The following is a 26461-nucleotide window of genomic DNA, read 5'->3' as shown; positions in this document are numbered from 1 at the left end:
CAGCCCCTCGACGGCCGACCCGCTCGACGCCCGCCCCCTCACCCCCGCAGACCTGAAGGTGTGACATGACCACGACGCCCGCCGACTCCCTCCTCGATCGTGCCCGCGCTCTCGACGCGGCCGACCCGCTGCGCGCCCACCTCGACGCGTTCGCCGAGGCCCCCGGCGTCACCACCTACCTCGACGGCAACTCGCTCGGTCGCCCGCTGCGCGACATTCCGGAGAAGCTCGCGGCCTTCGTGCGCGACGACTGGGGCACGCGGCTGATCCGCTCCTGGGACGAGCAGTGGATGGCGCTGCCGATGGAGCTCGGGGACCGCATCGGACGAGTTGCGCTCGGCGCGGCTTCGGGTCAGACCGTCGTGGCCGACTCGACCAGCGTGCTGATCTACAAGCTCATGCGCGCCGCCGCGGCAGCGGACCCTGACCGGACCGAACTCGTGATCGAGGCGGGCAACTTTCCCACCGACCGGTTCCTGGCCGAGGGTGTGGCCGCCGAGACGGGGATGACCCTGCGCTGGCTCGAGCCCGACCCCGTACACGGGGTGACGATCGCCGATGTCGAGGCCGTGGTCTCCGCACGCACCGCACTGGTGTCGCTGAGCCACGTCGACTACCGCTCCGGAGCCCTGGCCGACATGCCGGGCATCACCGCGGCCGCGCACGAGGCCGGCGCCCTGATGATGTGGGACCTGTGCCACTCGGTCGGCGTGATCCCGATGCAGCTCGACGAGTGGGGCGTCGACCTGGCCGTCGGCTGCACCTACAAGTACCTCAACGGCGGACCGGGCTCCCCCGCCTTCGCCTATCTCCGCCACGGACTCCAGGGGGTGCTGCGTCAGCCGATCCAGGGCTGGTGGAGCGCGGCGGACATCTTCGCGATGGGGCCGGAGTACGTGCCGTCGGGTGACATCCGCCAGCTTCTCAGCGGCACCCCGCCGGTGACCTCGATGCTCGCGATGCAGGGGATGCTCGACCTGATCGAGCAGTCCACGATCGAGGGCGTGCGGGCGAAGTCGCAGTCGTTGACCGATCTCGCCGTCCGCGCCTACGACGAGGTTCTCGCCCCCCTCGGCGTGCGACTGCTCAGCCCGCGCGACGCGGATCTCCGCGGCGGTCACGTCACGATCGGCCACCCGGACTTCCGCGATGTCACGCGGCGACTGTGGGCCGACGGCATCATCCCGGACTTCCGGTTCCCCGACGGCATCCGCCTCGGGCTCTCGCCGCTGAGCACCTCGCACGTCGAGACGATCACCGGCGTGCTCGCGGTGCGCGACGCCCTGGAGTCCGGTGACTTCTGATCTCGGGTCCGCCCCCGTGCTCGACGACATCGATGCGCGCCCCGGCAGCACCGCGTCGCTGCTGCGGACCTTCATCGGCGTGTTCCTGCGCCCGCTCGGCGGCTGGATCTCGGCGGCCGATCTGGTCGCGCTCACCGGAGGCCTCGGCATCGATGCCGGCCCGGCGCGCACCGGCGTCGCCCGCCTCAAGCAGAGGGGGCTGCTGATCGCCGAACGCGAGGAGCAGATCGGCTACCGTCTCAACCCGGCAGCGATCGGGATGCTGGAACGCGGCGACCGTCGCATCTTCGAGATGCGGGAGATGACGGATGCCGACCCCTGGTGCCTCGTCTCATTCTCGATCCCCGAGAGCGCGAGGAGCGTGCGCCATCAGCTGCGTCGACGGCTGCAGTGGATCGGCGCCGGCGTGGTGTCGCCGGCGCTGTGGATCTGCCCCGGTCACCTCCAGGACGAGGTGCTGCAGATCCTCGATGAGCTCGATGCGCGCAAATGGGCGACCCTGTTCCAGGCATCCGCTCCCCTCCCCGACGGCACTCTGGTCGAGGCCGCGGCGCAGTGGTGGAACCTGGAGGCTCTGCGGGCGGAGCACCTCGCCTTCCAGACCTCGCTCACCACCCTCCCCGCCGAGCCGTTCGCTGCCTACGTGCAGCTCATCGACCGCTGGCGGGTGCTGCCCTACACCGACCCGGGGCTTCCTCCGTCGATGCTGCCGGCCGATTGGCCCGGCCGTCGCAGCTTCGACGAGTTCGCCCGCCGGTCGACGGAGCTGGCAGCCCCCGCCTGGGCGCACGTGCGCGCCAGGATCTCCTGACCTGGCTGCCCCGAGCCCCTGTTCCGGTCGCACTTCCTTTCGCCTTCGCGACCCGCGAGCGGCAGGAAGCGCGACCGGAGCAACAGAAGTCGGGATCAGCCGGCGACTTCGGCGAGGAAGCCGGCGACGTGCTCCTGCAGTCTCAGGATGCGCAGGTCGCGGGCGAACTCGCGGTCGAAGCCCTGGTAGGCCAAGGGCGGCAGGATCCGCACGTTCCGATTGCAGCCGAACTCGGCGCAGGTGAGCACGCCGATGGAGTCGCCCTTGCGGCCGGCGGCTCCGGCCTTGCGGGCCACGAACAACTGCACGTCGTTGCGGAGAGCGACGTCTTCGCACCACGAGCACTGCGCCCTGGCGATCACGCGCTGCTCGGCGCGCTGTAGGAAGACACCGACCGGGGCGTCGTCGACCCACGTGACGACGTACGCCCGGCGGGGCATCTTCGGGTCTGCCCAGCCGAGGAAGTCGAGGCGATCGAAGTCGATCTCGGCGAAACCGGGAGGCAGAGTCAGGTCGGAGACCTCTTTGCGGGAGGCGTTGAGGAAGGAGGCGCGGATGGCGCGCTCATCGATGGGACGCATGAGAGAAGTGCTTTCGGAGTGGTCGCCGCGAAGGCGAGTCGATCGGAGGAAGGATCCCGGACGCAGACGCCGGGTACGACACGACACCGGGGACGGGGTTCCGCCTCCGGTGAGTCCTCAGCCTCTGTCTGCGGCGCGGAAAGCGCCTGCAGCTCCGCTCTGCGCCCCGAGGGCGCTCATCGACGACAGCACCCGGCGAGCTTACACCCGTTTGTTTCACTCCGTGTCGGTGGGCCTCGGCGCCACCGAGAAGGCGACTTAGTCTTTCCGGAACGTCGAACCAGAAGGAGACCATCGTGTCCACGCCGCTGAACCGCCTTTCGCCCCTCCCGGTGCGTGAGCGTGCGGCGTGCATGTGCAGCGAGGGTGGCCGGTGCTCCTCGTTCGCTCCCGGACACGCGCTGCATCTGATCCAGGCGCGCATCGCCTCGGCGACGCCGGCGGAGTGGGTCGACGCTCTGGTCGATCAGGCCGACGCGGTCTCCGGTGATCTGGTCGTGCGCACGCTCGACGGCGAGGCGCATGCCCTGTGGAACGGCGCCGGCGCCGCGCTCGAAGCCGCTCCCGGCACACCCGTCGCACTGCACGCGCGCTACGGAGTGCTCGCCGTGGGCAACACCCAGTTCAACGTCGCCGCGGTCTGAAGCCAGCCTCTGAGGAGCCCCTGAACCCGAGCTGCGGGTCAGGCATTCACCATCAGCATGTCCTTCATCGCGGTGCAGGCATCCATGCAGGCCTGGCACGCCTGAGCGCACATCCGGCAGACATCGCTCTCGTCCGCGTGCCGCGCGCACGCGTCCATGCACGTCTTGCACATCGCGATGCAGGCGTTGAGCATCGCCATCATCGACGCCGGGGTCATGCCCTGCATCCGCATCATCGACCGCATCATGGTGTTGCACATGTCCGCACAGTTCATGCACGCGGGCGAACAGTCCATCATCTGCGTCGAGCACACCGTGCAGGCTTGCTCGCACGCGGCGCACGCATCCATGCAGGCCTGCATGACGGACATGTCCATCATGCCCATGTCGGGCATCGACTCCATGTTCTTCGACATGGCGCCCATCATCATCGAGTCCATCGCACACCGCTTCCTTGGTCGAGGTCCGCGGGCAGGACCACCCGCCTGGCGCCAGGCTAGTCCTTCGGGAGGCCCGAGTCGATGGGGCGGAACGCTGACATGACCCGGCCGGATTGTCAATCCCGTGGCCCCTTCGACGGCTGCGTGAAAAGGTCGGGATCAATCGAATCCGCCCACGAGAGGAGCAGAACATGAGTGCTGCAGACGACATCAAGAACGCCGCTGAGAAGGCTGCCGGAAAGGTCAAGGAAGGCGTCGGAAAGCTCACGGACAACGAGCGCCTCGAAGCCGAGGGCCAGGCGGATCAGGTCAAGGCCTCCGCCAAGCAGGCCGGCGAGAACGTGAAGGACGCCGCGGGCAAGGCCGGCGACAGCGTCCGCGACGCGTTCGACAAGAAGTAGTCCCTCAGACACAGAAGAGGTGAGGCCCGCCGATCGGCGGGCCTCACCTCGATGGGGTCAGACGAGCTGTGTCGTCAGACCTTGCGGCTGCCGCTGATCGCTCGGATCAACCAGGCGATCACTGCGATCGCGAGGAGGACGAGCCCGACCCACAGGAGGAACTGGAGCGACTGCACCAGTCCTCCGGTGATCGCGAGGATCACTGCGACGACGATGACGATGATCAGGAGGATGTTCATCGGTCTTTCCCTTCTTTCGGGGCGCGAACGCCCGACTGCGGTGCCCCCACGCTAGCCGCGGGAGCCCATCTCTCCGAGGGGGTTGACTTCCACCCTCCGAGTGCGCGAAGGAGAAGAAACATGCCAGGACGACGCAACAATTCACTGAAGGACCCAGAGCTGTACGAGGAGCTCCGGGACGACGGCGCCTCCAAGGAGAAGGCCGCACGCATCTCGAACGCCGCAGCGAAGGAAGGCCGCAGCGCGGTCGGACGCCGTGGTGGGGAGCACGGCGACTACGACGACTGGACCGTGCCCGAGCTACGCAAGCGCGCGAAGGAACTGGGCCTGACCGGGTACAGCGGCAAACGGAAATCCGAGCTGATCTCCGCGCTCAGAAACCACTGAGGCTCCGGATGACCCGCTTCGGCATCGAGGAGGAGTTCCTCTTCCTCGATGTGCATTCGCTGGTGCCCGTGACGCTGGCCGCCGGCACTCGCGAACGCATCACGCGCCTGCGCACCGGCGGCGAGGTCACGAAGGAGTACCTGACCTCGCAGATCGAATGCCTCACCGAGCCGGTCTCGACCGCCACAGACGCCGAGGCGCAGCTGAATCATCTGCGCGCGCTCATCGGCTGGCACGCTCAGGAGCAACGCGCGATCGCTGCGGGAACCGGCACGCCTTTCGCCACGACACGCTCCTCGGCGGTCTCCCCTTCACGTCACTATGACGATGTCGCCGCGCAGCTCGGGCACCTCACCCGCGATCACGAGGTCAACGGCCTCCACGTGCACATCGAAGTGGTCGACGATGAGGAGAGAGTGCGGGCGATCAATCGCGTGCGAGGCTGGCTCCCGACGCTGCTCGCGCTCACCGGCAACAGTCCGTTCGTCGGCGGACGGGACTCGGGCTACGCCAGCTGGCGCAGCATCCTGATCCGTCGCCTGCCGGCATCCTGGTCCCCACCGCGGTTCCACGACTTCGACGACTACCGCACGCAGGTGCGACGGCTCATCGACCTGCAGGCGATCACCGAGGCGTCATCGCTGGCGTGGGCCGTACGGATCTCGGAGCGCTATCCCACGATCGAGGTGCGGGTCTTCGATGCGCAGCTGACCGCGGAGGACTCCGTGCTCGCCGCACTGCTCTCACGAGCGATCGTGCTGACCGACGACCAGCCTCAGGTGGACGTCGGGGTCGACGGCCTCGACGCGTCGCTGTGGACGGCGGCCCGCCGAGGGATGGATGCGCGCGTGATCGATCCGACGACCGGCGACATCGACGACGTCCGGGCGGTCGCCGACCGGATGCTGGCCATGATCGCTCCCGCACTTCGGGAACTCGGCGACGAGGAACGAGTCGGCGCGGGCATCGAGCGGCTGCGCACGGTGGGTACCGGTGCCGACCGACAGCGCGGCTCCGTCGACGAGGAGGGGACACCCGGACTCGCACGACTGCTCCTGGCCGGGACACCGGCGCCGCACCCCGCCCCGCCGCCGTCGCTGCCGACGAGCTGACCAGCATCGGCCCGCACCCTCCCGCCCCGGGAGTAGGGTCGGGCTGTGGCAGCATCCTTCGCCCCGCTCCAGCGGCTCGTCATCTCGATCGCGGTGCTCGCGTCGTTCGTGACCTTCCTCGACGGCACGGTGGTGAACGTCGCGCTGCCCGCGATCAGTCGTGAGCTCGGCGGCGGCATCACCACCCAGCAGTGGGTCGTGGATGCGTATCTGATCACCCTGAGCGCCCTGATCCTGCTCGCGGGATCGGTGTCCGACGCCTACGGACGCGTGCTGGTGATGCGCATCGGACTGATCGCCTTCGGGGTGGCATCCATCGCGGTCGCCGCAGCGATCGATCCCCTGATGCTGATCATCGCCCGTGCCGCGCAGGGAGCAGCCGGAGCACTGCTGGTGCCGAGCTCGCTCGCGCTGATCACCGCGACGATGCGCGCCGACGTGCAGTCCAGGGCGATCGGGGTGTGGACCGCCTTCACCACCGGAGCCCAACTGGTCGGCCCGCTGCTCGGCGGACTGTTCGTCGACTACCTCTCATGGCGCTTCGTCTTCCTCATCAACGTCATCCCGATCGGGATCACCCTCCTGCTCCTCGCCCGCCTGCATCTGCCGGAGCATCCCCGCGGCATCAAGGTCGACTGGTGGAGCGGGGCTCTGTGTGCGATCGGTCTCGGCGCTGTCGTGTTCGCACTCATCGAGCAGCCCAACATGGGGTGGCAGTCGCCGGCCATCTGGATCCCCGCTGTCGCCGGGGCGGCGCTGTTCGCGCTGTTCCTGTGGCGACAGCAGCATTCGACGTCGCCCCTCATGCCGCTGTGGCTGTTCCGCGTGCGTGACTTCGGCTGGGGCAACCTCGCCACCTTCTTCGTGTATGCCGCGCTGTCGCTGAACGGCTTCGTCGTGGGTGTCTATCTGCAGCAGGGGGCCGGGCTCAGCGCCACGGCCGCAGGACTTGCGAGTCTGCCCATGACGATCCTGATGATCCTCGTCAGCTCGCGTGCCGGCCAGTGGGCAGGCAAGTGGGGGCCGCGCATCTTCATGACGGTCGGCCCGCTGCTCATGGCCGTGGGCGCCCTGATGCTCCTCTTCGTCGCCGCTGAATTCGACTACTGGTGGCAGGTGCTGCCCGCCATGATCGTGATGGGGCTCGGGCTCTCGCTCACTGTCGCCCCGCTGACCGCCGCGATCCTCGGGGCGATCGATGAGAACCACTCCGGTATCGCCTCAGCCGTGAACAACGCCGTGTCCCGCGTCGCCGGCCTGCTCGTCGTCGCGATGCTCTCGACGATCGTCGGCGGCACCCTCGACCTCGACGGATTCCACAGCGCGGCCTGGGTCACCGCGACGCTGCTCGTGATCGGCGGCGTGGTGTCGTGGATCGGCATCCGCCGCAATCCGGCCGAGTCCGTGCCGGCCGACGTCGCCGCGTCCGGCCCCGACCCGCATTGACCGTGTCGGCGGCCGCGCGCAGACTGGACGCACCGTCGCTCAGCAACCGGAGGTCATCGTGAGCACAGGACAGACAGCCCTTCCGCCGGTCGTCGACGCCGAGACATGGCGCCGCGAGCTCGACGCGCTGCGAGTGCGCGAGAAGGCAGCGACCAGAGAACTCGATGCCATCGCCGCGCAGCGACGCCGTCTGCCCATGGTGGAGCTGCCCGACTACACGCTCGTCGGCGCCGACGGTCCGGTGCGTCTCGCCGACATCTTCGACGGCGCGTCGCAGCTCATCGTCTACAACCACATGTGGTCGGACGGCAGCGAGTGGCAGTGCCCCGGCTGCACCGGCTTCACCTCGCAGTTCACACGGCTCGACGTGCTCGAGCGCTACTACGACGCACGCTTCGTGATCGTGACGAACGGTCCGATCGATGAGGCTCTGGCCTACCGCGACCGCGTGGGCAACCGGATGGCCTGGTACTCCAGCGCCGACAGCACGTTCGGAGCCGACGTGGATGCCCCACCGAACGCGGGCTTCGGGGTGAACGTCTTCCTGCGCGACGGCGACACCGTGTACCGGACCTGGCACACCGAGGGCCGTGGCACCGAGCGGCTCAGCTACCTGCAGGGACTCGTCGATCTGCTGCCGTACGGCCGGCAGGAGGAGTGGCAGGACGTGCCGGAGGGCTGGCCCCAGCACCCGACCTACTCCCAGGGGATGGGCTCGAAGGAGATCGCGGAGCTGTACGGGGCGACACACTGAACCGGATGCTCCGCGGCGCGCTGCTCCCCGCCGTCGCGGCGCTGCTGCTCGTGCTCGGCGGATGCGCGGCTCCGGCGGAATCGTCACCATCCGACTCCGTATTCGACCTCCCGCCCGCCGGCGCTGTCCCCGACTATCAGCTCGGTGGCGCCTACGACCCGGCACCCGAGGTCGGCATCGTCGGCCGTGACCGTGGTGCACCGCCCGCACCCGGGGTGTACTCGATCTGCTACGTCAACGGCTTCCAGACCCAGCCGGGCGAGCTCGACTCCTGGCCGCAGGAGCTCCTGCTGCACGCGGACGGCGAGGTCGTCTTCGATCCGGACTGGCCGGACGAGGCGCTGCTCGACACGTCGACCGCCGAGCGCCGTGACCGGATCGCCGCCACCGTGACCCCGTGGATCGCCGGCTGTGCCGACGACGGCTTCGACGCGGTCGAGTTCGACAACCTCGACTCGTACACCCGCTCGACCGGGGCGCTCTCCCTCCAGGACAACCTGACTCTGGCCACCCTGCTCGTCGATGCCGCCCACGCCGCCGGACTCGCCGCCGGGCAGAAGAACGCCGCCGAGGATGCGGCCGTGCTTCGTGAACAGGCCGGCTTCGACTTCGCGGTCACCGAGGAGTGCGCGGTCTACACCGAATGCGGGGCGTACACCGACGTCTACGGCGAGCACGTGATCGACATCGAGTACACGGATGAGCTGCCGCGCCCGTTCGCCGAGATGTGTGCGGACGACGACTCCCCCGCCTCGATGGTGCTGCGCGACCGCGACCTCGTCACACCCGGCGACGACGACTATGCGTTCGAGGTCTGCCGCTGATCCGACCGGAGGATCACTGCGGCGTGAGCACGATCACGCGACCGCCGATCACCCATTCCGACACGGCGATGGCCCCCGACGCGTCGACCGCGATGCCGTGTGGGCTCCGGAAGACGCCACCGACGAGCTCGGACCGCTCCAGCTCATCGCCGACGATCGTGTTCGGCCAGCCTGGTGCATCCGCTCCCCCGGTGTCGCCCAGTCGGGCAGCGACTCGTTCGTCGAGCCCGAACGCCACGATCGCGCCGTGCAGTTCGGTGACCCACACGAGGTCGCCGTCGAACGCGAACCCCGAAGGACTCGTCAGCTCGCCTTCGCCGTACGAGCGCAGGAACCGGCCGTCCGTGCTGAGCACGACGATCCTCTTGTTGTTCCGATCGGCGACCAGCAGCTCCGGCGCCGACCTGCGTGTGTCCAGGATGATGGCGTGCGGCGAGGCGAAGGCCAGTCCGCCGTCGCCGCCGTCGCTCGTCCAGAGCGGTTCTCCACTGCGGCCGAAGCAGTGCACCCGGCTGCGGCCGTAGCCGTCTGCGACCCAGATGCGCCCGCCATCCGCCTCGGACTCGCTCGTGACGCCGGTGGGGCGCCATCCACGGGATTCATCGTCGAGCGCACTGTCGTCGATGACCTGCTGGGTGTGCCCGTTCACGTCGACGCGCACGACCTGTCCAGGACGATCGGTATCGAGGTGGTCTCCGCGCTCCCGGTGGTCGTACTTCGTGCCGTTGTCGGCGATCCAGATGGCATAGTCCGCGCCGAAAGCGTCGACACTCATGCCATGGCACTCGGTCACCGGGAGGTCGGCCGTGCGCCGCCCACGTCCGTCACGGAGCTGCACGAGAGCCCGACCATCCGGCGACGCCGTCACGAGACCCGCGCCACCGGGACCGACGACCACGCCGTGGTGCGCCCATCCCCTGACCGGCTCCCGGCTGGTCACGAATTCGCGCCAATCGTAGCTCCGGCCGCCGATGTCCACGGTGGTCCGCGCATCCGCGTTCTCGGCGTCCCAGATCCCGGTGTCCATGTCGTCCTTCATGTCGTCCTTCATGTCGCTCACAGACCGTCGTCCTCGTGCCAGTGCTCCTGCCAGCGCCAGTCGATGGGCTCGGACGCCCGCTGGTATCGGATGTCGGTCGAGAGCCGGATGCGGTCCAGCGGGTCGACGTTGTCTGTGCTGGCGTGCACCACGTACGACGAGTGGACCATCACGTCGCCGGCACGGTAATTCGCCAGCAGCCAGCGGGCGTCGTGCTTGTCCGCGAGTCCGGGGAGGTCTGCCGTGATCGAGGCGGCAGGGCGCTTGTCACCCCGCGCGCGTTCCTCCGCCAGCGACCAGTGATGGCTGCCCTCGAGGTAGGCGAGGCCGCCCTGCTCAGCGGGGCAGTCGCCGAGCGGTATCCACATCGAGAGCACACGCTCGCTTCCCTCGCGCAGGTAGACGAGGTCGTAATGGGCCTGCGTCGCGGTGCCGATCCCCGACTCCCCCGGTCGGATGTGTCGGATGATCTTCCGCTTGTGCAGATGCACGTCGTCACCGAGGAACCACTCGAACCACCCGCGGACGTCGGGGTGGCCGGTCAGCGCCGCATAGCGCTCACCGGGCACGATGTCGTCGAACAGCGCGGAGCGGATCTTCGCCCTGTCGATCTCGCCCTGCGCGCCGATGCCGACAGCGGGATCGGATCCGGGTGCCACGATCCCGGTGTCCGACATCGCGGTGAAGTAGTGCTCGCGGAACGCCGTGACGACCTGAGGGTCGAGCTGCTGCGGCAGGAACAGATACCCGTCTCGGCGCAGCCGGCCCCACAGCGCACCTTTGTCGGTGCGGATGGCGTCGGGCACCGGCTCCATCCAGCCCAGCCGCGATGGCGAGTCGTCGAGCGTGTATCCGTTGGACGTGAACATGACTCCATGTTCGGCGACACTTGGACTTCAGTCCATGGACTTTCATGCGGAATTGTTGGATTTTCCGCGGCGATTTCCGGGCGAATTGGATGATTCAGTCGAACTGGGTGCGCGCCTGCTGCCGCCGGAACGTGGTGGGCGAGACTCCGGTTCGCCGACTGAAGATGCGCGAGAAGTAGGCGGCGTCGTCGTAGCCGACCCGCGCGGCGATCTGACCGACGTCGAGTCGCGTCTCCGCCAGGAGGGCCTGCGCTCGGGACAGACGCACCTCGATCACGAAGTCGTTCACGGTGAGCCCGGTCGCTGACCGCACCGCCTCGCCGAGCTCACGTGTCGTGAGACCGACTTCCGCCGCACGGTCGGTGACCGAGAGCGAGCGGGCCGCGCTTCGGGCCACCAGGTCGACGACGGTCGCGCCGTCGACTCCCGCCTCGGCCGGATCGACCGCATCGAGGATCGCGAGCAGAAGAGCCTGCGCGGCGACCGATGCGGCGATCTCCGACCGTGGCCCCACCGCCGAGACCGCATCGCGCAGTGTTGCGAAGAGCTCCTCCGCATCTTCGACGGGACGGGCCAGCGGCTGCACCGGGCGGTGACGCCCACCCAGCCCACTCGCCTCGAAGGCATCGTAGAGCTCGCCCTCGAAAAGCACCCAGTGCTCCGACCAGCCGGCGGCATCCGAACCGTATCCGTGCGCGACTCCGGGCGTGAGCCAGATCACCGCAGGGCCCTCGACCGGCAGCCGCAGGCTCCGCGGCGCATACTCCTCGTACGTCCCGCGTCCTTCGGAGATGTAGACCAGACCACGGGTCGGCAGCGTCCGCCGGCTGAACGGCGGCTGGTGACCCGACTGCTCCCCGGCGCCGTGGCACGAGATCAGGAGCCGCCGCATCGCATGGCGCGGTGACGCGTAGTGGGACCAGGTAGCCGGCGGGGACATCGACGTCAGCCTAACGGCGTGAGAACGGTGACGCCTGGTCCGCCGATACGACCCCGGCCCGCCGATAGGGTGGCGATGTGCTGATGCCCCCACGACCCGACCTGCTGCGATGATCACCGTCGGGCGCCGCACCCGCATCCGACCCGGACACGAGGCCGACTACGCCCGCATCCATGCACGGGTCCCTGAGGCGGTCGCGTCGGCGATCCACCGCTCCGGCGTCGTGCGATGGCACATCTGGCTCGACGGCTCCACGCTCTTCCACAGCATCGACACGACCGCCGGGTACGCGGCCTTCCTCGACGAGATCGGCGCACTGGGGCCGGTGGACCCCGCCTGGGATGCCGTCATCGCCGATCTGCTGGAATCCGGTCCGGACGACGACAGGGTGCTCGAGCTCGTCTGGGCGCTCGATGATGCCGGCCAGCACGGCGGCGTTCAGCCCTGACCGAGACCCGCGAGCTCTTTCCAGAAGGGCTCGGGGATCGCCTTCGCCGCACGGGAGACGCTGCTGCGAACGTGTGCCGACGTGCGCGTTCCCAGCACGACCGAGACGACTGCCGGATGCTTGAGCGGGAACTGCACGGCGGCCTCCGGGAGCGTGATCCCGTGATGCGCGGCGAGCGCGGCGAGAGCGCGAGCGCGATCGATCAGCGCGCGCGGCGCCGGGGCGTAGTCGAACAGAGCATCGTCGGCGACGACCTCGGCGCTCAGCAGACCGGAGTTGTAGACGCCGGCGGCGACCACCCCCACACCACGCTCCTCGGCGACCGGCAGCAGCTCCTCCTCGGCCCCGCGGTCCAGCAGCGTGTACCTCCCTGCGACCATCACGACGTCGACATCGGAACGGCGGATGAACTCGGCAAGCATGCGGGACTGGTTCATCCCGGCCCCGACCGCGCGGACGACGCCCTGGTCGCGCAGCTCGATCAAGGCGTCGATACCCGTGGTCGAAGCCGCGTCCCAATGCTCGTCCGGATCATGCAGATAGACGATGTCCAGGTGGTCGAGTCCCAGTCGTTCGAGGCTGGACTCCACCGACCGGAGGATGCCGTCCCGGCTGAAGTCCCAGCGACGCCGCACGGTGGCGGGCACGACGAAGCCCTCTGGGTCCTGCTCCCCAGCCGTCTCGGGGCTCGGTACGAGGAGTCGACCGACCTTCGTGGAGACGACGAAGTCCGCGCGCGGGTACGCCTGGAGCGCGCGCCCCAGGCGACGCTCCGAGAGCCCCAGCCCGTAGTGCGGGGCCGTGTCGAAGTACCGGATGCCGGCATCCCACGCAGCGATGACGGCGGCTTCGGATTCGAGGTCGCTGGTGACCCTGTGCATGTTCCCGAACTGCGCCGCCCCGAGGCCGATCCTGGTGAGCGGAACGCCTGCCCCGATCGTCGTCGTGGGCAGGACGAAGTCCGGATGCGAAACACTCATGCTTCTCCGATCGCCGGTCGTCCGGCGCTCTCCCACGCCTCGTACTCGCTGAGCCCGACATCGTCGAGCGGGTAGTAGCGCCGTAGCGCTCCGCCCTGCGCGAGCTTGGCGCGGGAGAAGTCCTCCCAGGCCTCGTGGTGGCGGCTGGACTCGACCAGTTCCCACGCCTTGGCGATCGGCACCACGACGGCGCCGTCGTCATCGGCCACGATCAAGTCACCGGGGAGCACGAGCGCTCCCCCGACCGCGACCGGCACGTGGTACCCCCACGGGAGCAGCGTTCCCTGCGACGCATAATGCGGGGTGGCGCCGTTGGCCCAGATGGGGAGGTCGATGCCCGCCAGGCGCCCCGAGTCGCGGACTCCGCCGTCGACGACGAGTCCCACCCCGCCACGGTTGTGCAGGTGGTGGGCGAGCATCTCCCCCACCACGCCGGAGCGCAGTGAGCCGTAAGCCTGCGCCACGAGCACGTCACCCGGTTCGATGAAGTCGAGCACGGCCCACAGGGCGGTCGCCCGCTCGACGTACTCCTGCGTCACACCGGCATCCGAGTAGATGTCCTCGCGCATCGGCATGAACTGCAGCGTGACGGCGCGACCCACGATGTGCCGGCCCGCCTTCAGCGGCCGCGGACCTTCGATGAACGTCCGCGTGATGCCCATCTGATGCAGCTTCGCCGATGCAGTGGCGGAGGACACCTCGTCGAACGCCGCCAGCAGCTCAGGATCGATCGGGGGGATCGCCGGGCCCTTGACCGGAAGCGACCAGGCACCTTCGATGCGGTACTCGGGGATACCGTCCGGTCCGACGGCAACCGGGGCGATCGCGCCTTCAGGCTGCGTGGTCACGTCGGTACACCTCCACCGCGTAGTGTCCCTCGACGTACGGGAACCGGCTCTCCAGGTCGTCGATGATCTCGACGCCGAAGCCCGGCGCATCGCCGAGGTCGATGCGACCTTCTTTCACCGGCGTCCCGCCGACGATCGAGTCCCATTTCAGCGGGCCCTGCACCATGCACTCCTCGAGCATCGAGGCATTGGGCAGCGCGGCGACAGCATGGGCGTTCGCCATCCCCATCAAGCCGTTGTGCCAGGAGTGCGGGATCAGCTCCATCCCCGAACGCTCGGCGACACGGCCGATCTTCATGAGCTCGGTGATGCCGCACACGCCCGCGTCGGGCTGCACGATGTCGAAGGCGCCGCGCTCGATCCACGGGCGGAACTGCTCCAGCGTCGTGAACGACTCGCCCCCGCTGATTCGCAGGCCAACGCTGCGGTTCAGCTCGACGTACCCCTCCAGGTCGTCCTTCGCGATCGGCTCCTCGAACCAGAGCGCACCACGCTCCTCGAGCCCTCGGGCCACGGTCAGCGCGTCCGCACGGGTCAGGCGGCTGTTGCCGTCCACGGCGAGACCGAGGCCAGGACCGGCTTCGCGTCGCACCTCGTCGAAGAGCCGGAGGAAGCGCTCGGGGGTCACTCCATCCCATCCCCAGTACGTGCCGAGCCGGATCTTCACGGCCGAGTATCCGTCAGCGGCATAACCGACGACGTCTTCGATCAGCGTGCGCGGATCCGCACGCCAGTCATAGCGGACTCCCCCGGAGGCGTACACATCGACCTCGGCCGATGCCCGCTCGTCGAGGAGCCGGCGAACAGGGAGTCCCGCCTGTTTGGCGCGGAGATCCCACAGCGCGCAGTCGATGCCGGCGACGGCGAAGTCGTGCGCCGATCCCACTGCGTGCACGAGCGCACTCCCGGTCGGGGCGGGGACGATGCCGAGGTCGTCGACCTCGCGGCCGATCAGCGACGGCGCGTACCACTGGACCCAGTCGGCGATCTGCAACGGGTTACCGTAGGCACAGGCCTCGCCGATGCCGGTCGTGCCGTCGTCAGCCTCGATCACCACGACGGCGATGTCGGCCTTGACGCTGCGGTAACGGTCGGTCACCCATTGGTCCTCACGCTGATGGATCCTGGTGCCGACCAGGGTTGTCGTCTTGACGATCTTCACGTTTCAGTGGCCTTTCGAGTCATACGATCCCTCAGCCCTTCTCAGCACCGGCGGTCTGACCGGCGACGAGATAGCGCTGAGCGAAGAGGAAGATGAGGAGGATGGGCGACACCGAGATGATCGCCGCGAGGGCGATCTCCGGTTCGCGGATCGGGTTGCCCGTGAAGTTGGCGCCCCCGAGCGCGTTGGTGTTGCGCATCAGCAGCTGCAGACCGGTCTGCAGGTTGGCGAGGTCGGCGTCCGTCAGCATGATGTAGGGCAGAAAGAACGCGTTCCACGAGTTGACGAAGGCGAAGAACGCGACCATGACGATCGCGGGGACAGCGAGCGGGACGAAGATCCGCATCAGGATTCCCCACTCCGAGACGCCGTCGAGCCGCGCGGCCTCGATGACCGAGTCCGGGATGGTCGTCGCCGCGAAGAGGTAGATCAGGTATACCCCGAACGGGTAGAACGCCAACGGCAGGATCACTGACCACGGGGTGTTCGTGAGCCCGACGGCCGACATCTGCAGATACAGCGGCAGGATGAGAGCCGCCGACGGAACGACCATGGTCACCAGCGTGAGGAAGAGCACGGCACCGCGCCCGCGGAACCGGAACTTGGCGAGGCCGTACCCGGCGGGGATGCACGCGAGAAGCGCGATGACCACGCTGCCCACGGTGTAGCCGATCGAGTTCAACGTCCAGGTGCCGATGATGCCGTCGCTGTAGTCGAACAAGTGGGTCCATGCGGCCCCGATCTGCTCGAAGCTTCCGAACGACAGCGGCGCGTCGTTCTTGAGCTGCGCACTCGTCTTCGTCGTCGCGAGGAAGAGCCACAGCACCGGGATGCCGAAGAACAGCAACGTCGCGATGAGGAGGATGTTGCGGCCGAGGCGGCCGCTGAGTCTGGCGATCATGAGCGTCCGTCGATCGAGTAGAACTTGGTCTTGCGGATGATGATGACCGCAGCCGTCACCGTGATGATCAGCAGGATCACGGAGAGCGCCGATGCCCGGCCGTAGTTGGATTCTCCGGCCGCGTAGGAGTACACGATCTGGTTGACCGACCATGTCGAGCTCACCTGACCGCGCGCACCCGCCCCGAGCACCTGCGGCTCGACGAAGACCTGGAAGCCGGCGGCGAGCGAGACGATGAGGATGAAGGCGATGTAGCTGCGCAGCATCGGGAGTTTGATGTGCCACACCTGCTGCCAGATGTTCGCACCATCGATGCGGGCTGCCTCGATGAGTTCTGCCGGCAGTGCCGTGAGAGCACCGTAGAGCATCACGATCCATCCGCCGGCACCGATCGCGACGCCCATCACAGCCAGGATCACAGGCAGCGAGGCATCCGAGATGATGATGCCGTTGTCGCCGACGAACGGGGCCAGGAGCGGCCCGATCGGGCTCACCGCCGGAGAGAACATGAACAGCCAGAGGAGCGCGGCCGCCGAACCGGTGATCGCCCCCGGCACGTAGGTGACGAACCGGGTGAGTGCGCCGAACCTGGTGCGCTTCGCGTCGAGCACGAGCGCGATCACGAACACGACGATCAGGAGCAGCGGCAGCCACAGGAGGAGATACATCCCCACGTTCAGCGAGGCTACCGGGAGCCGGTAGTCGCTGAGAACGGCGACGAAGTTGTCGATGAGGCTGAAGTAGGTCGGACCGATGACCGGCGTCACGAAGAACGCGGTGACGACGGCGTAGACCACCGGGATGATGCCGAACACGACGAGCAGAACGGCATACAGGGCGACGAAACTCCAGCCGGTGGCGCGGCGCCGAGGACGCCGCGCCACCGTCTTCTGATGAGGCATGAGATTACTTGTTCACCGTGTAACCGGCAGCCTTGGCGGCTGAGAGCGCCTGGTCACCGAATGCGGTCCACGCCGAGTCGATGTCCTTCCCGGCGTCGGCGATGACGGTCGCGTTGAAGCTGTCGAGCAGTTGCGTCGAGTAGCGGACGTAGCCCTGGGTCGAGCTGAGCTGACCGGCGGCATCCTGGAGCACCGCGCTCGGGTCCTCCGCGTACCAGGTGTCGGCCGCGGTCTTCTCGAGCCACTTCTCGGCGCTCGCCTTGTCGGCCGGGTACGTGGGTGCGGATGCCTGGATCTCGGGATCGCTGCTCATCGCGGTCGCGAACGCGAGAGCCGCCTTCTGGTTCGCTGATTTCGCGGAGACCACCCAGATGCCACCGCCGACGGCGCCGGAAGTGTTGGCGTCGGATCCTTCCCACTTCGGGGTCGGCGCGACGGCCCACTGGCCTTCGGTGGGAGAGTTCGGCTTGATGCCGTACTCGCCCATCCACGACGGGGAGATCGTCGCGAGCAGTTTGCCTTCGGTCACCAGCGGCACGAACGCCGGGTCGAACGGGTCGAGCGGTGAGAGCACACCGTTGGCCAGCAGCGGCCCGATGACCGCGTTCACTCGGGTGCACTCCTCGGAGGTGGGATCCAGCGTCACCGTCGTCGGGTCATCCGAATCGGTCAGCGCACACTGGCTCGAGCCGTAGTAGGCGCCGAGTCCGTAGCGGGAGTTCACCGAGCCGAGCGAGTAGCCGGGGTGTTCGGCGGCGACCTTCTCACCGAGTGCGAGCCACTCGTCGAACGTCTCCGGAACCGTGTAGCCGAACTGCTCGAACAGCGGCTTGTTGTAGTAGACGACACTCTGCCCGATGTCGTTCGGCAGGCAGTAGACATCGCCGCCGAATGTGCACGCGCCGACCGCTTCCGCCGCGAAGCCGTCGATGACGCCGTCGTCGACGTTGCCGTTCAGCCCGAGGGGGAAGTTCACGGGATTGGCGAGCAGCGAGGCGATCTCATCCGGGGTGGAGAGGAAGACCACATCCGGAAGGTCGTCGCCGGCCTTCGTCGCGAGAGCGATCCGCGAGGAGATCGCGCCCTGCGTGTTGTCGACGGACTCGATCTTCGCGTTCAGGTCAGGGTGCGCGGCTGCGTAGTCCTCAGCCGGCTGGGTGCGAGTGTCATCGACCCAGATCGTGATGGATGCATCGGCGTCTTGCGCGGGTCCTTCGGGGGCGGCGCCGGAACACCCGGCGAGGATGATCGCACCGACGGCGGCGATGCCGAGCATCGCCAGGTTTCTGCTCTTCATTGAGGCTCTCTTCTTCAGATCACAAGATGATGGTGTGAAGGGGGTAGTGATCGGACAAGTCGGGTGAGGTTCTCCGACATCTTTGCGTTTCTGATCATAAACAGGCCATGGTTACGGGGTCAACTCCGAAAAGTCATCCAATGTATTTTCGGATTCTCTCTCTCCGGCAGCTATAGTTGCTGCGAGCACCATGCTCGCCACACGACGTTGAAGGAGCCAAGAATGGCCGTGATCGACGAAGCGGTCGACAAGATCCGCAACCTCATCATCGACGGACATCTTCACCCCGGTGATCGCCTCCCCCAGGAGGGTCAGCTCGCGGAGACTCTCGGCATCTCACGCAATTCGCTGCGTGAAGCGATCCGTGTACTGGAGCAGATGCGAGTCCTCACTGTTCGCCACGGGTCAGGAACCTACGTCACCAGCCTCGAACCCGCGCAGTTGCTGGAAGGCATCTCCTTCGCGGTCGAGATGATGCGCGACGACACGGTGAGGCAGGTCCTCGAGGTGCGCGAGCTCCTCGAACCCGCGGCCGTCCGGCTCGCCGTGCAGCGGATGACGCCGGCGAAGCTGGCCGACATCCGCGCGGCCTATGAGCGCAACAGCGAACAGACCGAGATCGAAGACCTCGTACGGACCGACCTGGAGTTCCACGCGGCGATCGTGCGCGCAGCCGACAACGAGTCCCTGAACAGCATCCTCGAAGGGCTCTCGAGCCTGACAGTGCGGATGCGCATCTGGGGCGGCATCGTCAGCGACGACGCCGTGCATCTCACCGTCGACTTCCACCGACAGATCCTCGAGGCGATCGAAGCCGGTGACGCCCATCTCGCCGAGGCGACGGCACTCCTGCACGTCACCGCGGCCCGCCAGTGGCTCGATGCCTATCTCGTCGAGCGCAAACGCAACGCGGGTCAGGACTCGAACCGCCGACCGCCCGCAGTGGCGGTCTGAGCTCGCAGCACATCATCGAGCGAGGAGCGGATCGACCCCGACCGCGATGAACAGCACCGCGAGGTAGATGATCGACGCTCGGAAGACCAGCATCGGCCGCAGCTCGCCACCTCGTCGATCGCGCACGCGCATGCGGTGCGCCGAGAAGAGGAAACCCGCGCCGGCTGTCAGCGCCGCCGCCGAGTACAGCCAGCTCACCTCCGCGACGAACGGGAGCACGAGGGAGCAGACGACCGTCGCCCAGGCGAACCCGATCACCCGCACGGCGACGTAGCCGGCATCACGCGTCGCACCGAGCATCGGCACTCCTGCTCGACGATAGTCGTCGCGGTAGCGGATCGAGAGCGGCCAGTAGTGGGCGGGCGTCCAGAAGAAGACCACCAGGAACAGCACGATCGCCGGCCACTCGACACTGCCGCGCACCGCACTCCAGCCGACGAGGACGGGAAAGCACCCGGCGATGCCACCCCAGACGATGTTCTGCTCGGTGCGACGCTTCAGGAGCAGCGTGTAGAAGACGACGTACAGGACCAGACCCGCCGCCGAGAGCGCCGTGGGGAGCGGCCCGACCGTCGCGAGCATCCAGATGACGGATGCGGCGGCGAGCACCCACGCGAAAGTCAGGCCCGCCCGCGGCGAGATGACCCCGGTGACCAGCGGGCGCTGCGCCGTGCGCTCCATCAGCGCATCGCTCTCCCGCTCGATGTACATGTTGAAGGCCCCTGCCGAGCCTGCACTCAGCGCGCCCCCGAGGAGCACTGCGGCCATCAGGCCGAGGTCGGGCAGTCCGTCGGCCGCGAACGCCATGACCGGGATCGTGGTGACGAGCAGCAGTTCGAGGATCCGGGGCTTGGTGAGTTCGAGGTACGCACGCAGGATCCTCAGCACGTGCGCTCAGCCCTCCGGCCAGTAGTAGCTGTCCGGCAGTGCGCGGGCGCCGAAGATCGCCTGTCCGACACGCACGCAGGTCGCGCCCTCTTCGACAGCGATCTCGTAGTCGCCCGACATCCCCATCGACAGCTCGCCTGCGCCGATCAGGTCGGGCGCGTCTTCTCTGGCCTGATCGCGCAGCGTGCGCAACAGCGAGAAGCACTCCCGCACGCGCGCGTCGTCGGGAGTCAGGATGGCGAGAGTCATCAGGCCCCGCACGCGAAGGGTCTCGTAGGAGGGCATCGCCTCGAGGAATGCGGGGAGCTCTTCCGGCGGCATGCCGAACTTGGAGTCCTCCGCCGAGGTGTTCACCTGCACGAACACGTCGAGACTGCGCCCCGCAGCCTGGAGTCGGCGGTCGAGCGCCTCGGCGACCCGCAGTCGATCCAAGGCCTGGAACTCGGTCGCGAACGCGGCGACATCTCTGGCCTTGTTGGTCTGCAGGTGCCCGATGATCGACCAGGACACATCGAGGTCGGCCGTCTCGCCGTTCTTGCGAACGGCTTCCTGCACCTTGTTCTCGCCCAGCAGGCGCATGCCCGACTGGATGGCGACACGGACCCGGTCGGTCGGCACGGTCTTGCTCACCGGGAGCAGCGTCACATCTTCCGGTGAGCGCCCCACTCGCCGTGCGGCCGCAGAGATGCGGGCCTGGACACCGGCGATGTTGTGGCGGAAGTCTTCAACCGTGAACGCAGTGGGGTAGCGATCGTCACCCTCGATCGACTCTTCCATCTTTGACATAGGTCAAAGGCTAACATAGTCTTAGGCCGATTCAGCCGAACAAAGGAGCCACCATGTCCATCCCCGTCGCGCTTCCCGATCTCTCGTCGGCTCCGTCCGTGCGCACCGAGATCCCCGGCCCGATCAGCCGCGCGATCCACGAGCGGCGCATGCGAACGGTCGCGCGCGGCGTCGGCAGCGTGCTGCCCGTCTACATCGAGTACGCCGACGGCCCCTGGGTCACGGATGTCGACGGCAATCGCTTCCTCGACCTCGGGAGCGGCATCGGCGTCACCACGATCGGACATGGGAACCCCGCAGTGACCGCTGCCGCCGTCGAACAGCTCGAGCTGGTGACGCACACCCTCTTCACCGTGACCCCTTACGAGGGGTACGTGCGGTTGGCCGAACGACTCGCGGAGAAGACGCCCGGCGACCACGAGAAGCGCTCGGTGTTCGTGAACTCGGGCGCAGAGGCTGTGGAGAACGCGGTCAAGATCGCCAGGAGGTACACCGGTCGCCGTGCTGTGGCAGCCCTCGACCACGCCTTCCACGGGCGCACCAACCTCACCCTCGCGATGAACCACAAGGCGGCGTACGGCACCGGCTTCGGCCCGTTCGCCCCGGACATCCATCGGGTGCCCAACTCCTACCCGTACCGCGACGGCCTCACCGGCGAGCAGGCGGCGCAGCGCACGATCGCTCACCTCGAGCAGCGCATCGGCGTCACCGACCTCGCCGCCCTCATCGCCGAACCGATCCAGGGCGAGGGTGGATTCGTCGTCCCGGCAGAGGGCTACCTGCCCGCGCTGCAGGAATGGTGCACCCGTAACGGCGTCGTCTTCATCGCGGACGAGATCCAGACCGGCCTCGGGCGCACCGGCACCTGGTTCGCGAGCGAACGCTTCGGCCTCGTGCCCGATCTGGTGCTCACCGCCAAGGGCATCGCCGCTGGACTGCCCCTGGCCGGAGTCACCGGCCGCGCCGAGATCATGGATGCGCCCGATCCGGGCGGGCTCGGTGGGACGTTCGGCGGCAACCCGGTGTCCATCGCGTCCGCCCTGGCGGTCTTCGACGAGCTCGAGCACGGCGACCACTTCGCTGAAGCGCTGCGCATCGGAGGTCGGCTCCAGCACCACCTGACCGACCTCGCCTCACGCCACCCACTGATCGGCGACGTCCGCGGCATGGGCGCCATGTACGCATTCGAGCTGAGCGAGCCGGGCACTTCACTCCCGGCGTCCGGCGCCGCCTCCGCGATCGCCGCGTTCGCCGCGCAGCACGGCATCCTGCTGCTGACCGCCGGCAGCGATTCGAACGTCATCCGCTTCCTGCCGACGCTCACGACCACCGATGACCAGATCGACATCGCGATGGACGTGATCGACCGCGCTCTGACGACGCTCGGCTGATCGACTGATCGACTGATCGACTGATCGGCGCAGACCGGTTCAGCCGATCTCGACAGCCGCGTCGACGACGAGGACTCCCGCACGCCACCGCACGCTGCGGAGATCGGCGACGATCAGGTCGGGGTCGCCGTCGGCAGACCCCGCCCCCACTCCGATCACGCCACCGACACCTGCCGCTCGCGCTGCCCGGATTCCTGGAACGGAGTCCTCGAACACCACGCAGTCCTCCGGAGCGCGGGCCAACCGGCGCGCGCCGAGCAGATACGGGTCGGGCTCGGGCTTTCCCCGCAGCACGTCTTCGGCGGCGACCAGGACCTGTGGGCGAGCGATGTCCGAGCTCCGCAACCGCGCCATCGCGACGGCGCGATTGCTGCTCGTCACGACGGCCCAGACGTCGCGGGGCAGCGCGGCGACCAGTCGCGCAGCGCCGGGGATCTCACGCGTATGCACTGCCGCCTCGATCTCGAGCGCGATGAGCTCGGCGGTCGCGTCGACCGCGGCCTCAGGGCCCACGAGGCCGGCGACGACCTCGCTCGGCCTCATGCCGTGCGGCGCATCCCGCAGGAAGTCGAACGACGGAGCGTGTGTGCTCGCCCACGTCGCCCACGCCGGTGCGGCGGCAGCTACCGAGTCGACCAGCACGCCATCGCAGTCGAACAGCAATCCGGCTCCCGTGAACTCCCAGGATTCCCCGTTCCGCACGTGTGATAATTTTGGCATAGGCCAAAAGTATCATCCGGCACGGGGGGACCGCGCCGCGGAGGGGAACACCATGCCAACGAGAATCGCCGTCAATGGACTCGGTCGAATAGGTCGCAATCAGCTTCGGCTGCTGCTGGCGCGCAGATCAGATCTGGAGCTCGTCGCCGTGAACGACCCACGCGGCACGCGCGCCATCGTCGAGCAGCTGAAGCGAGATGGGGACAGCGGCCCGTCGACACGAGGGGTGCGGCACGACGAGAACCATCTCTTCCTCAACGGCCATGCGCTCCGGATGTACTCCGAGCGTGATCCGGAGCGCCTGCCCTGGGCGGAGCTCGGCGTCGACATCGTGATCGAGGCCACCGGCTCCGACACCCGCGCCGACGTCGCCAGGAAGCACCTGATCGCCGGAGCGAAGAAGGTGATCATGACGGCTCCCTCCGCGGGCGACGACGGAACCTTCATGCTCGGCGTGAACGAGCAGGCGTACGACCCGGACCGACACCATGTCATCTCCAGCGCCTCGTGCACCACGAACTGCCTGGCGCCGGTCGCGAAGGTCTTCCACGAGGCGTTCGGGATCGACGCGGGCCTGCTCACGACGATCCACGCCGACGCGACGGACCAGCCCTTCCCCGACGTCCCGCACACCGATCCTCGCTCGACGGCGAAAAGGCACGGGAAGATCACCTCGAGCAGCGCGGGCGTGGCACTGGCCATCGGCCGCGTCCTTCCCGAGCTCGACGACGGTCGCCTCGACGGCTACGCCTTGCGGGTCCCTGAGATCAGCGGCTCGATCACACACCTCACCGTCACGGCTTCCCGCCCGGTGACCGCCGCCGAAGTCAAGGCCGCGTACGAGACGGCTGCCGACGGCTCCCTCAAGGGGATCCTGCGGTGCGCCGACGACGAGATCGCCGTCACCGACACCATCATCGACCCGCATTCATCGATCCTGGATGCCGGGCTGATCCGGGTGATCGGATCCCAGGTGAAGATCTCCGCCTGGTACGACGACGAATGGGGATACTCGCACCGTCTCACCGAACTCGCCGAATTCGTGGCAGAGAGGCTGTAAATCATGATGACCCTCGACACCCGTCCGCGCACCGCGCTCGCGTTCCGGCATGTCCATTTCGAAGACCTGGGGATCATCGAGCCTCTGCTGATCGAACGCGGATACCGAGTGGAGTACATCGACCTCGGCATCGAGGCCATCGACATCGAGCAGGTGGAGGAAGCCGACCTTCTGGTCGTGCTGGGCGGGCCGATCGGCGTGAGCGACACCGACGGCTATCCCTTCCTGCACGCGTCGAAAGAGGCCGTCGCACATCGCGTCCGCAGTGGCCGCCCCCTTCTGGGAGTCTGTCTCGGCGCCCAGCTCATCGCCGAGGCACTCGGGGCCGACGTGCGCCCGACCGGAGCCGTGGAGATCGGGTATGCGCCGCTGGAGCTCACCGACGAGGGGCTCGATTCACCGCTGGCACCGCTCGAGGGGATGCCCGTGCTGCATTGGCACGGCGATGCCTTCACGATCCCGGAGGCCGCCCGGCACCTCGCACGCACTCCGGGGTTTCCGAATCAGGCGTTCAGCACCGACTCCGTGCTCGCCCTCCAGTTCCACCTGGAGGCCGATCACCGCACCATCGGACGCTGGCTGATCGGCCACGCGCACGAACTGCATCACAACGGCATCGACCCGCGAACGATCCGGGACGACGCGAAGCGCTACGGTCCGCAGCTCGAAGGTGCGGCGCGCACCGCGATCGGGGCCTGGCTGGATGGACTCGGAAACGCGACTCCGATCGCCGCCGGCTGAGCAGCGGCGTCGACGACGACGAAGGGCCGGGTCCGCATGGACCCGGCCCTTCGTGTGAGCGTCAGCTCGCGCGACGCAATGCCACACTCGGGAAGTCGATCGGGACGTCCAGCGCGATGTTCACGTAGTTCGTGAACAGGTTCAGCGCGACCTGGCCGATCGTCTCGACGATCTGCTCGTCGTTCCAGCCCTGGGCACGGACGGCATCGACATCGGCCGACGACACCTGGCCGCGTTCGTCGACGAGCTTCAGCGCGAAGGCGAGCAGCGCTGCCGTGCGCGGGTCGTCGGACTCGCCGCTCTGCGCTGCGCTGAGGGTCTCGCGCGAAAGACCGGCCTTCTTGCCGAGCGCGGTGTGCGCTGCGAGGCAGTACTGGCAGGAGTTGCGGTCGGCGACGGCCACGGCGATCTGCTCGCCGAGGGCCGGGCCGAGGGTGCCACCGCCGAACGCACCGAACGCACCCCACATGCTGGTGAGGGCAGCGGGAGAGTTGGCGACGGCGCGGAACATGGCCGGGACCGCTCCGAAGGCGCCAGCGATCTGGTCGAGCTGCTCCTTGACGTTTCCGGTGGCGTTTTCGCGGTCGATGAGAGGGACGTTGGGCACGAGATGCTCCTTCGGTGATGGGATGAGGCCCGGTTCGGCCACATCCCCAGTCTGACGAAATCTCTCGGACGATACGCACCAAAGAGTCTTGCTTTCATGACAGATCGTCCAGATAATGGAGTCATGCCTTCGCTCGACCGCCTCTCGCCTCTTCTCGAGCGCTTCCGTGTGCGCACCCGCCTGTTCCACAGCGGGCCTCTGTGCGGAACGACCGTCTTCCCCTCGAGCGGCGGACACGGCTTCCTGCACGTGCTGCGGCGCGGAGAGATGGAGGTCACGCATCGCCGCGCCGACGGCAACACGGAGCGCGAGGTGATCACGCGACCGAGCCTGCTGTTCTTCCCGCGCCCGCTCGACCACTCCTTCATCAACGCGCCGACCGACGAATCCGACTTCGCGTGCGCGACGCTCGACTTCGACGGCGGGGCCACTCATCCACTGGTACGCACACTGCCATCGGTGATCGTCCTGCCCCTCGACGAGGTGGCGACGCTCAGCCCCGCACTCGACCTGCTGTTCTCAGAAGTCGACAACGTCCGCTGCGGGCGCCCCCTGGTGGCAGACCGCATGTTCGAGGTCATCCTGATCCAGCTGCTGAGGTGGATGCTCGATCACGCCGAGCGGCTCGAACTCCCGCCGGGCCTGATCCCCGGGCTCGCAGATGAGCGCCTCGCCCCTGCGCTGGTCGCGATCCACGAAGCCCCTGGCGACCCCTGGAATCTGGATTCGCTCGCACGCACGGCGAACATGTCCCGAAGCGCGTTCGCGGCTCGCTTCAAAGAGGTGCTCGGGCGCTCGCCCGGCGACTACCTCACGGAGTGGCGGCTCACGATCGCACAGGAGCAGCTGCGTGCGGGCATGTCGGTGAGCTCTGTGGCGGCAGAGCTCGGCTACGCGAGCGCTTCGGCGTTCTCGCGGGTCTTCGCCCAGCGCGTCGGCCACTCGCCGCGGGCGTGGCTGGCGCTGGCCGCCTGAGCGTGCCCTG

General features: G+C 67.9%; 31 protein-coding genes. 15 read left to right on the top strand and 16 right to left on the bottom strand.

The features are described 5' to 3' along the window. The first annotated feature begins 65 nt into the window (after positions 1-65). Both CQ040_RS18510 and CQ040_RS18505 read left to right on the top strand, forming a co-directional pair. Positions 66-1304, top strand: coding sequence for a kynureninase (locus tag CQ040_RS18510; protein ID WP_105528706.1), 1239 nt, complete (start codon positions 66-68; stop codon positions 1302-1304). Continuing rightward, positions 1294-2115: a PaaX family transcriptional regulator C-terminal domain-containing protein gene (locus CQ040_RS18505; protein WP_105528705.1), complete on the top strand. Its 822-nt coding sequence runs from the start codon at positions 1294-1296 to the stop codon at positions 2113-2115. The genes CQ040_RS18510 and CQ040_RS18505 overlap by 11 nt, the downstream gene beginning before the upstream one ends. Positions 2116-2210: 95 nt before the next feature. Here CQ040_RS18505 and CQ040_RS18500 read toward each other — a convergent pair whose 3' ends face one another. Continuing rightward, positions 2211-2696, bottom strand: a complete 486-nt coding sequence (locus tag CQ040_RS18500; protein ID WP_028502588.1) for an FBP domain-containing protein — start codon at positions 2694-2696, stop codon at positions 2211-2213. A 296-nt stretch (positions 2697-2992) separates the two neighbouring features. On the opposite strand from CQ040_RS18500, the gene CQ040_RS18495 reads away from it, so the two are divergent. Then, complete coding sequence (locus CQ040_RS18495; RefSeq protein WP_105528704.1) at positions 2993-3340, top strand: hypothetical protein; 348 nt, start codon at positions 2993-2995, stop codon at positions 3338-3340. 38 nt (positions 3341-3378) lie between these two features. Here CQ040_RS18495 and CQ040_RS18490 read toward each other — a convergent pair whose 3' ends face one another. After that, positions 3379-3756, bottom strand: a complete 378-nt coding sequence (locus CQ040_RS18490; RefSeq protein ID WP_258131658.1) for a hypothetical protein — start codon at positions 3754-3756, stop codon at positions 3379-3381. A gap of 215 nt (positions 3757-3971) precedes the next feature. On the opposite strand from CQ040_RS18490, the gene CQ040_RS18485 reads away from it, so the two are divergent. Then, positions 3972-4181: a CsbD family protein gene (locus CQ040_RS18485; RefSeq protein WP_105528702.1), complete on the top strand. Its 210-nt coding sequence runs from the start codon at positions 3972-3974 to the stop codon at positions 4179-4181. A gap of 74 nt (positions 4182-4255) precedes the next feature. Here the strand turns inward: CQ040_RS18485 and CQ040_RS20800 are convergent, their stop codons facing one another. Continuing rightward, the gene (locus CQ040_RS20800) at positions 4256-4420 is read right to left on the bottom strand and encodes a hypothetical protein (protein ID WP_017201713.1); all 165 of its coding nucleotides are present in this window, start codon (positions 4418-4420) and stop codon (positions 4256-4258) included. A gap of 120 nt (positions 4421-4540) precedes the next feature. Between CQ040_RS20800 and CQ040_RS18480 the strand changes: the two genes are divergently transcribed. The 5 genes from CQ040_RS18480 to CQ040_RS18460 are packed head-to-tail and all read left to right on the top strand — an operon-like array spanning position 4541 to position 8943. Further along, complete coding sequence (locus CQ040_RS18480) at positions 4541-4807, top strand: Rho termination factor N-terminal domain-containing protein (RefSeq protein ID WP_105528701.1); 267 nt, start codon at positions 4541-4543, stop codon at positions 4805-4807. Between the two features lie 8 nt (positions 4808-4815). After that, positions 4816-5919 carry a YbdK family carboxylate-amine ligase gene (locus CQ040_RS18475; RefSeq protein WP_105528700.1) on the top strand — a complete coding sequence of 368 codons (1104 nt, stop codon included), beginning with the start codon at positions 4816-4818 and terminating at the stop codon, positions 5917-5919. Between the two features lie 45 nt (positions 5920-5964). Beyond that, positions 5965-7365: an MFS transporter gene (locus CQ040_RS18470; RefSeq protein WP_105528376.1), complete on the top strand. Its 1401-nt coding sequence runs from the start codon at positions 5965-5967 to the stop codon at positions 7363-7365. 55 nt (positions 7366-7420) lie between these two features. Then, positions 7421-8119, top strand: a complete 699-nt coding sequence (locus tag CQ040_RS18465) for a DUF899 family protein (RefSeq protein ID WP_219844752.1) — start codon at positions 7421-7423, stop codon at positions 8117-8119. 5 nt (positions 8120-8124) lie between these two features. Then, positions 8125-8943, top strand: a complete 819-nt coding sequence (locus CQ040_RS18460) for an endo alpha-1,4 polygalactosaminidase (protein WP_105528378.1) — start codon at positions 8125-8127, stop codon at positions 8941-8943. Between the two features lie 13 nt (positions 8944-8956). Here CQ040_RS18460 and CQ040_RS18455 read toward each other — a convergent pair whose 3' ends face one another. The 3 genes from CQ040_RS18455 to CQ040_RS18445 all read right to left on the bottom strand — a co-directional run bounded on the left by CQ040_RS18455 (position 8957) and on the right by CQ040_RS18445 (position 11791). Next, positions 8957-10003, bottom strand: coding sequence for a hypothetical protein (locus CQ040_RS18455; protein WP_105528379.1), 1047 nt, complete (start codon positions 10001-10003; stop codon positions 8957-8959). After that, entirely contained in the window at positions 10000-10851 is an 852-nt protein-coding gene (locus tag CQ040_RS18450; protein ID WP_105528380.1) for a phytanoyl-CoA dioxygenase family protein, read from the bottom strand. The genes CQ040_RS18455 and CQ040_RS18450 overlap by 4 nt, the downstream gene beginning before the upstream one ends. Positions 10852-10945: 94 nt before the next feature. After that, a complete protein-coding gene (locus tag CQ040_RS18445; RefSeq protein ID WP_181157061.1) occupies positions 10946-11791 on the bottom strand; it encodes an AraC family transcriptional regulator in 846 nt (281 codons plus the stop codon). 109 nt (positions 11792-11900) lie between these two features. Between CQ040_RS18445 and CQ040_RS18440 the strand changes: the two genes are divergently transcribed. Further along, positions 11901-12239, top strand: a complete 339-nt coding sequence (locus tag CQ040_RS18440) for an L-rhamnose mutarotase (RefSeq protein WP_105528382.1) — start codon at positions 11901-11903, stop codon at positions 12237-12239. Here CQ040_RS18440 and CQ040_RS18435 read toward each other — a convergent pair. The 6 genes from CQ040_RS18435 to CQ040_RS18410 are packed head-to-tail and all read right to left on the bottom strand — an operon-like array spanning position 12230 to position 18329. Beyond that, positions 12230-13219: an aldo/keto reductase gene (locus CQ040_RS18435; RefSeq protein ID WP_105528383.1), complete on the bottom strand. Its 990-nt coding sequence runs from the start codon at positions 13217-13219 to the stop codon at positions 12230-12232. The two genes, CQ040_RS18440 and CQ040_RS18435, sit on opposite strands and share 10 nt — an antisense overlap. Beyond that, the gene (locus CQ040_RS18430) at positions 13216-14067 is read right to left on the bottom strand and encodes a ribonuclease activity regulator RraA (RefSeq protein ID WP_258131666.1); all 852 of its coding nucleotides are present in this window, start codon (positions 14065-14067) and stop codon (positions 13216-13218) included. The genes CQ040_RS18435 and CQ040_RS18430 overlap by 4 nt, the downstream gene beginning before the upstream one ends. Beyond that, entirely contained in the window at positions 14051-15229 is a 1179-nt protein-coding gene (locus CQ040_RS18425; protein WP_105528385.1) for a mandelate racemase/muconate lactonizing enzyme family protein, read from the bottom strand. Before CQ040_RS18425 ends, CQ040_RS18430 begins: the two co-directional genes overlap by 17 nt. A gap of 31 nt (positions 15230-15260) precedes the next feature. Next, on the bottom strand, positions 15261-16130 hold the full coding sequence (locus tag CQ040_RS18420; RefSeq protein WP_105528386.1) for a carbohydrate ABC transporter permease: 870 nt from the start codon (positions 16128-16130) through the stop codon (positions 15261-15263). After that, positions 16127-17032: a carbohydrate ABC transporter permease gene (locus tag CQ040_RS18415; protein ID WP_105528387.1), complete on the bottom strand. Its 906-nt coding sequence runs from the start codon at positions 17030-17032 to the stop codon at positions 16127-16129. The genes CQ040_RS18420 and CQ040_RS18415 overlap by 4 nt, the downstream gene beginning before the upstream one ends. A 4-nt stretch (positions 17033-17036) precedes the next feature. Continuing rightward, on the bottom strand, positions 17037-18329 hold the full coding sequence (locus tag CQ040_RS18410; RefSeq protein ID WP_105528388.1) for an ABC transporter substrate-binding protein: 1293 nt from the start codon (positions 18327-18329) through the stop codon (positions 17037-17039). 222 nt (positions 18330-18551) lie between these two features. Here CQ040_RS18410 and CQ040_RS18405 point away from each other — a divergent pair, with 222 nt between their 5' ends. Beyond that, positions 18552-19283, top strand: coding sequence for a FadR/GntR family transcriptional regulator (locus tag CQ040_RS18405; protein ID WP_105528389.1), 732 nt, complete (start codon positions 18552-18554; stop codon positions 19281-19283). Positions 19284-19295: 12 nt separating this feature from the next. Here the strand turns inward: CQ040_RS18405 and CQ040_RS18400 are convergent, their stop codons facing one another. Both CQ040_RS18400 and CQ040_RS18395 read right to left on the bottom strand, forming a co-directional pair. Beyond that, positions 19296-20171: a heme o synthase gene (locus CQ040_RS18400; protein WP_105528390.1), complete on the bottom strand. Its 876-nt coding sequence runs from the start codon at positions 20169-20171 to the stop codon at positions 19296-19298. A gap of 6 nt (positions 20172-20177) precedes the next feature. Beyond that, the gene (locus CQ040_RS18395; RefSeq protein WP_258131670.1) at positions 20178-20957 is read right to left on the bottom strand and encodes a YggS family pyridoxal phosphate-dependent enzyme; all 780 of its coding nucleotides are present in this window, start codon (positions 20955-20957) and stop codon (positions 20178-20180) included. Positions 20958-21010: 53 nt separating this feature from the next. Between CQ040_RS18395 and gabT the strand changes: the two genes are divergently transcribed. Next, entirely contained in the window at positions 21011-22348 is a 1338-nt protein-coding gene (gene gabT, locus CQ040_RS18390; protein ID WP_105528392.1) for a 4-aminobutyrate--2-oxoglutarate transaminase, read from the top strand. Positions 22349-22387: 39 nt separating this feature from the next. On the opposite strand, the gene CQ040_RS18385 is transcribed toward gabT, so the two are convergent. Further along, the gene (locus CQ040_RS18385) at positions 22388-23050 is read right to left on the bottom strand and encodes an HAD-IA family hydrolase (protein ID WP_219844750.1); all 663 of its coding nucleotides are present in this window, start codon (positions 23048-23050) and stop codon (positions 22388-22390) included. A 70-nt stretch (positions 23051-23120) separates the two neighbouring features. Here CQ040_RS18385 and CQ040_RS18380 point away from each other — a divergent pair, with 70 nt between their 5' ends. Together CQ040_RS18380 and CQ040_RS18375 are read left to right on the top strand one after the other, a co-directional pair. After that, positions 23121-24128 (top strand): type I glyceraldehyde-3-phosphate dehydrogenase, encoded by a 1008-nt coding sequence (locus CQ040_RS18380; protein WP_105528394.1) that lies wholly within the window; start codon positions 23121-23123, stop codon positions 24126-24128. 3 nt (positions 24129-24131) lie between these two features. Beyond that, complete coding sequence (locus CQ040_RS18375) at positions 24132-24869, top strand: glutamine amidotransferase (protein WP_105528395.1); 738 nt, start codon at positions 24132-24134, stop codon at positions 24867-24869. A gap of 61 nt (positions 24870-24930) precedes the next feature. On the opposite strand, the gene CQ040_RS18370 is transcribed toward CQ040_RS18375, so the two are convergent. Then, positions 24931-25476, bottom strand: a complete 546-nt coding sequence (locus CQ040_RS18370) for a carboxymuconolactone decarboxylase family protein (RefSeq protein WP_105528396.1) — start codon at positions 25474-25476, stop codon at positions 24931-24933. A 123-nt stretch (positions 25477-25599) separates the two neighbouring features. Between CQ040_RS18370 and CQ040_RS18365 the strand changes: the two genes are divergently transcribed. Continuing rightward, entirely contained in the window at positions 25600-26451 is an 852-nt protein-coding gene (locus CQ040_RS18365) for an AraC family transcriptional regulator (RefSeq protein ID WP_105528397.1), read from the top strand. Positions 26452-26461: the final 10 nt, after the last annotated feature.

The sequence above is a fragment of the Microbacterium sp. MYb54 genome (genome assembly GCF_002979515.1).
GTDB lineage: Bacteria > Actinomycetota > Actinomycetes > Actinomycetales > Microbacteriaceae > Microbacterium.
The sequence above is the reverse complement of the archived record's forward strand: the minus strand, read 5'-3'. Positions and strand labels throughout refer to the sequence as shown.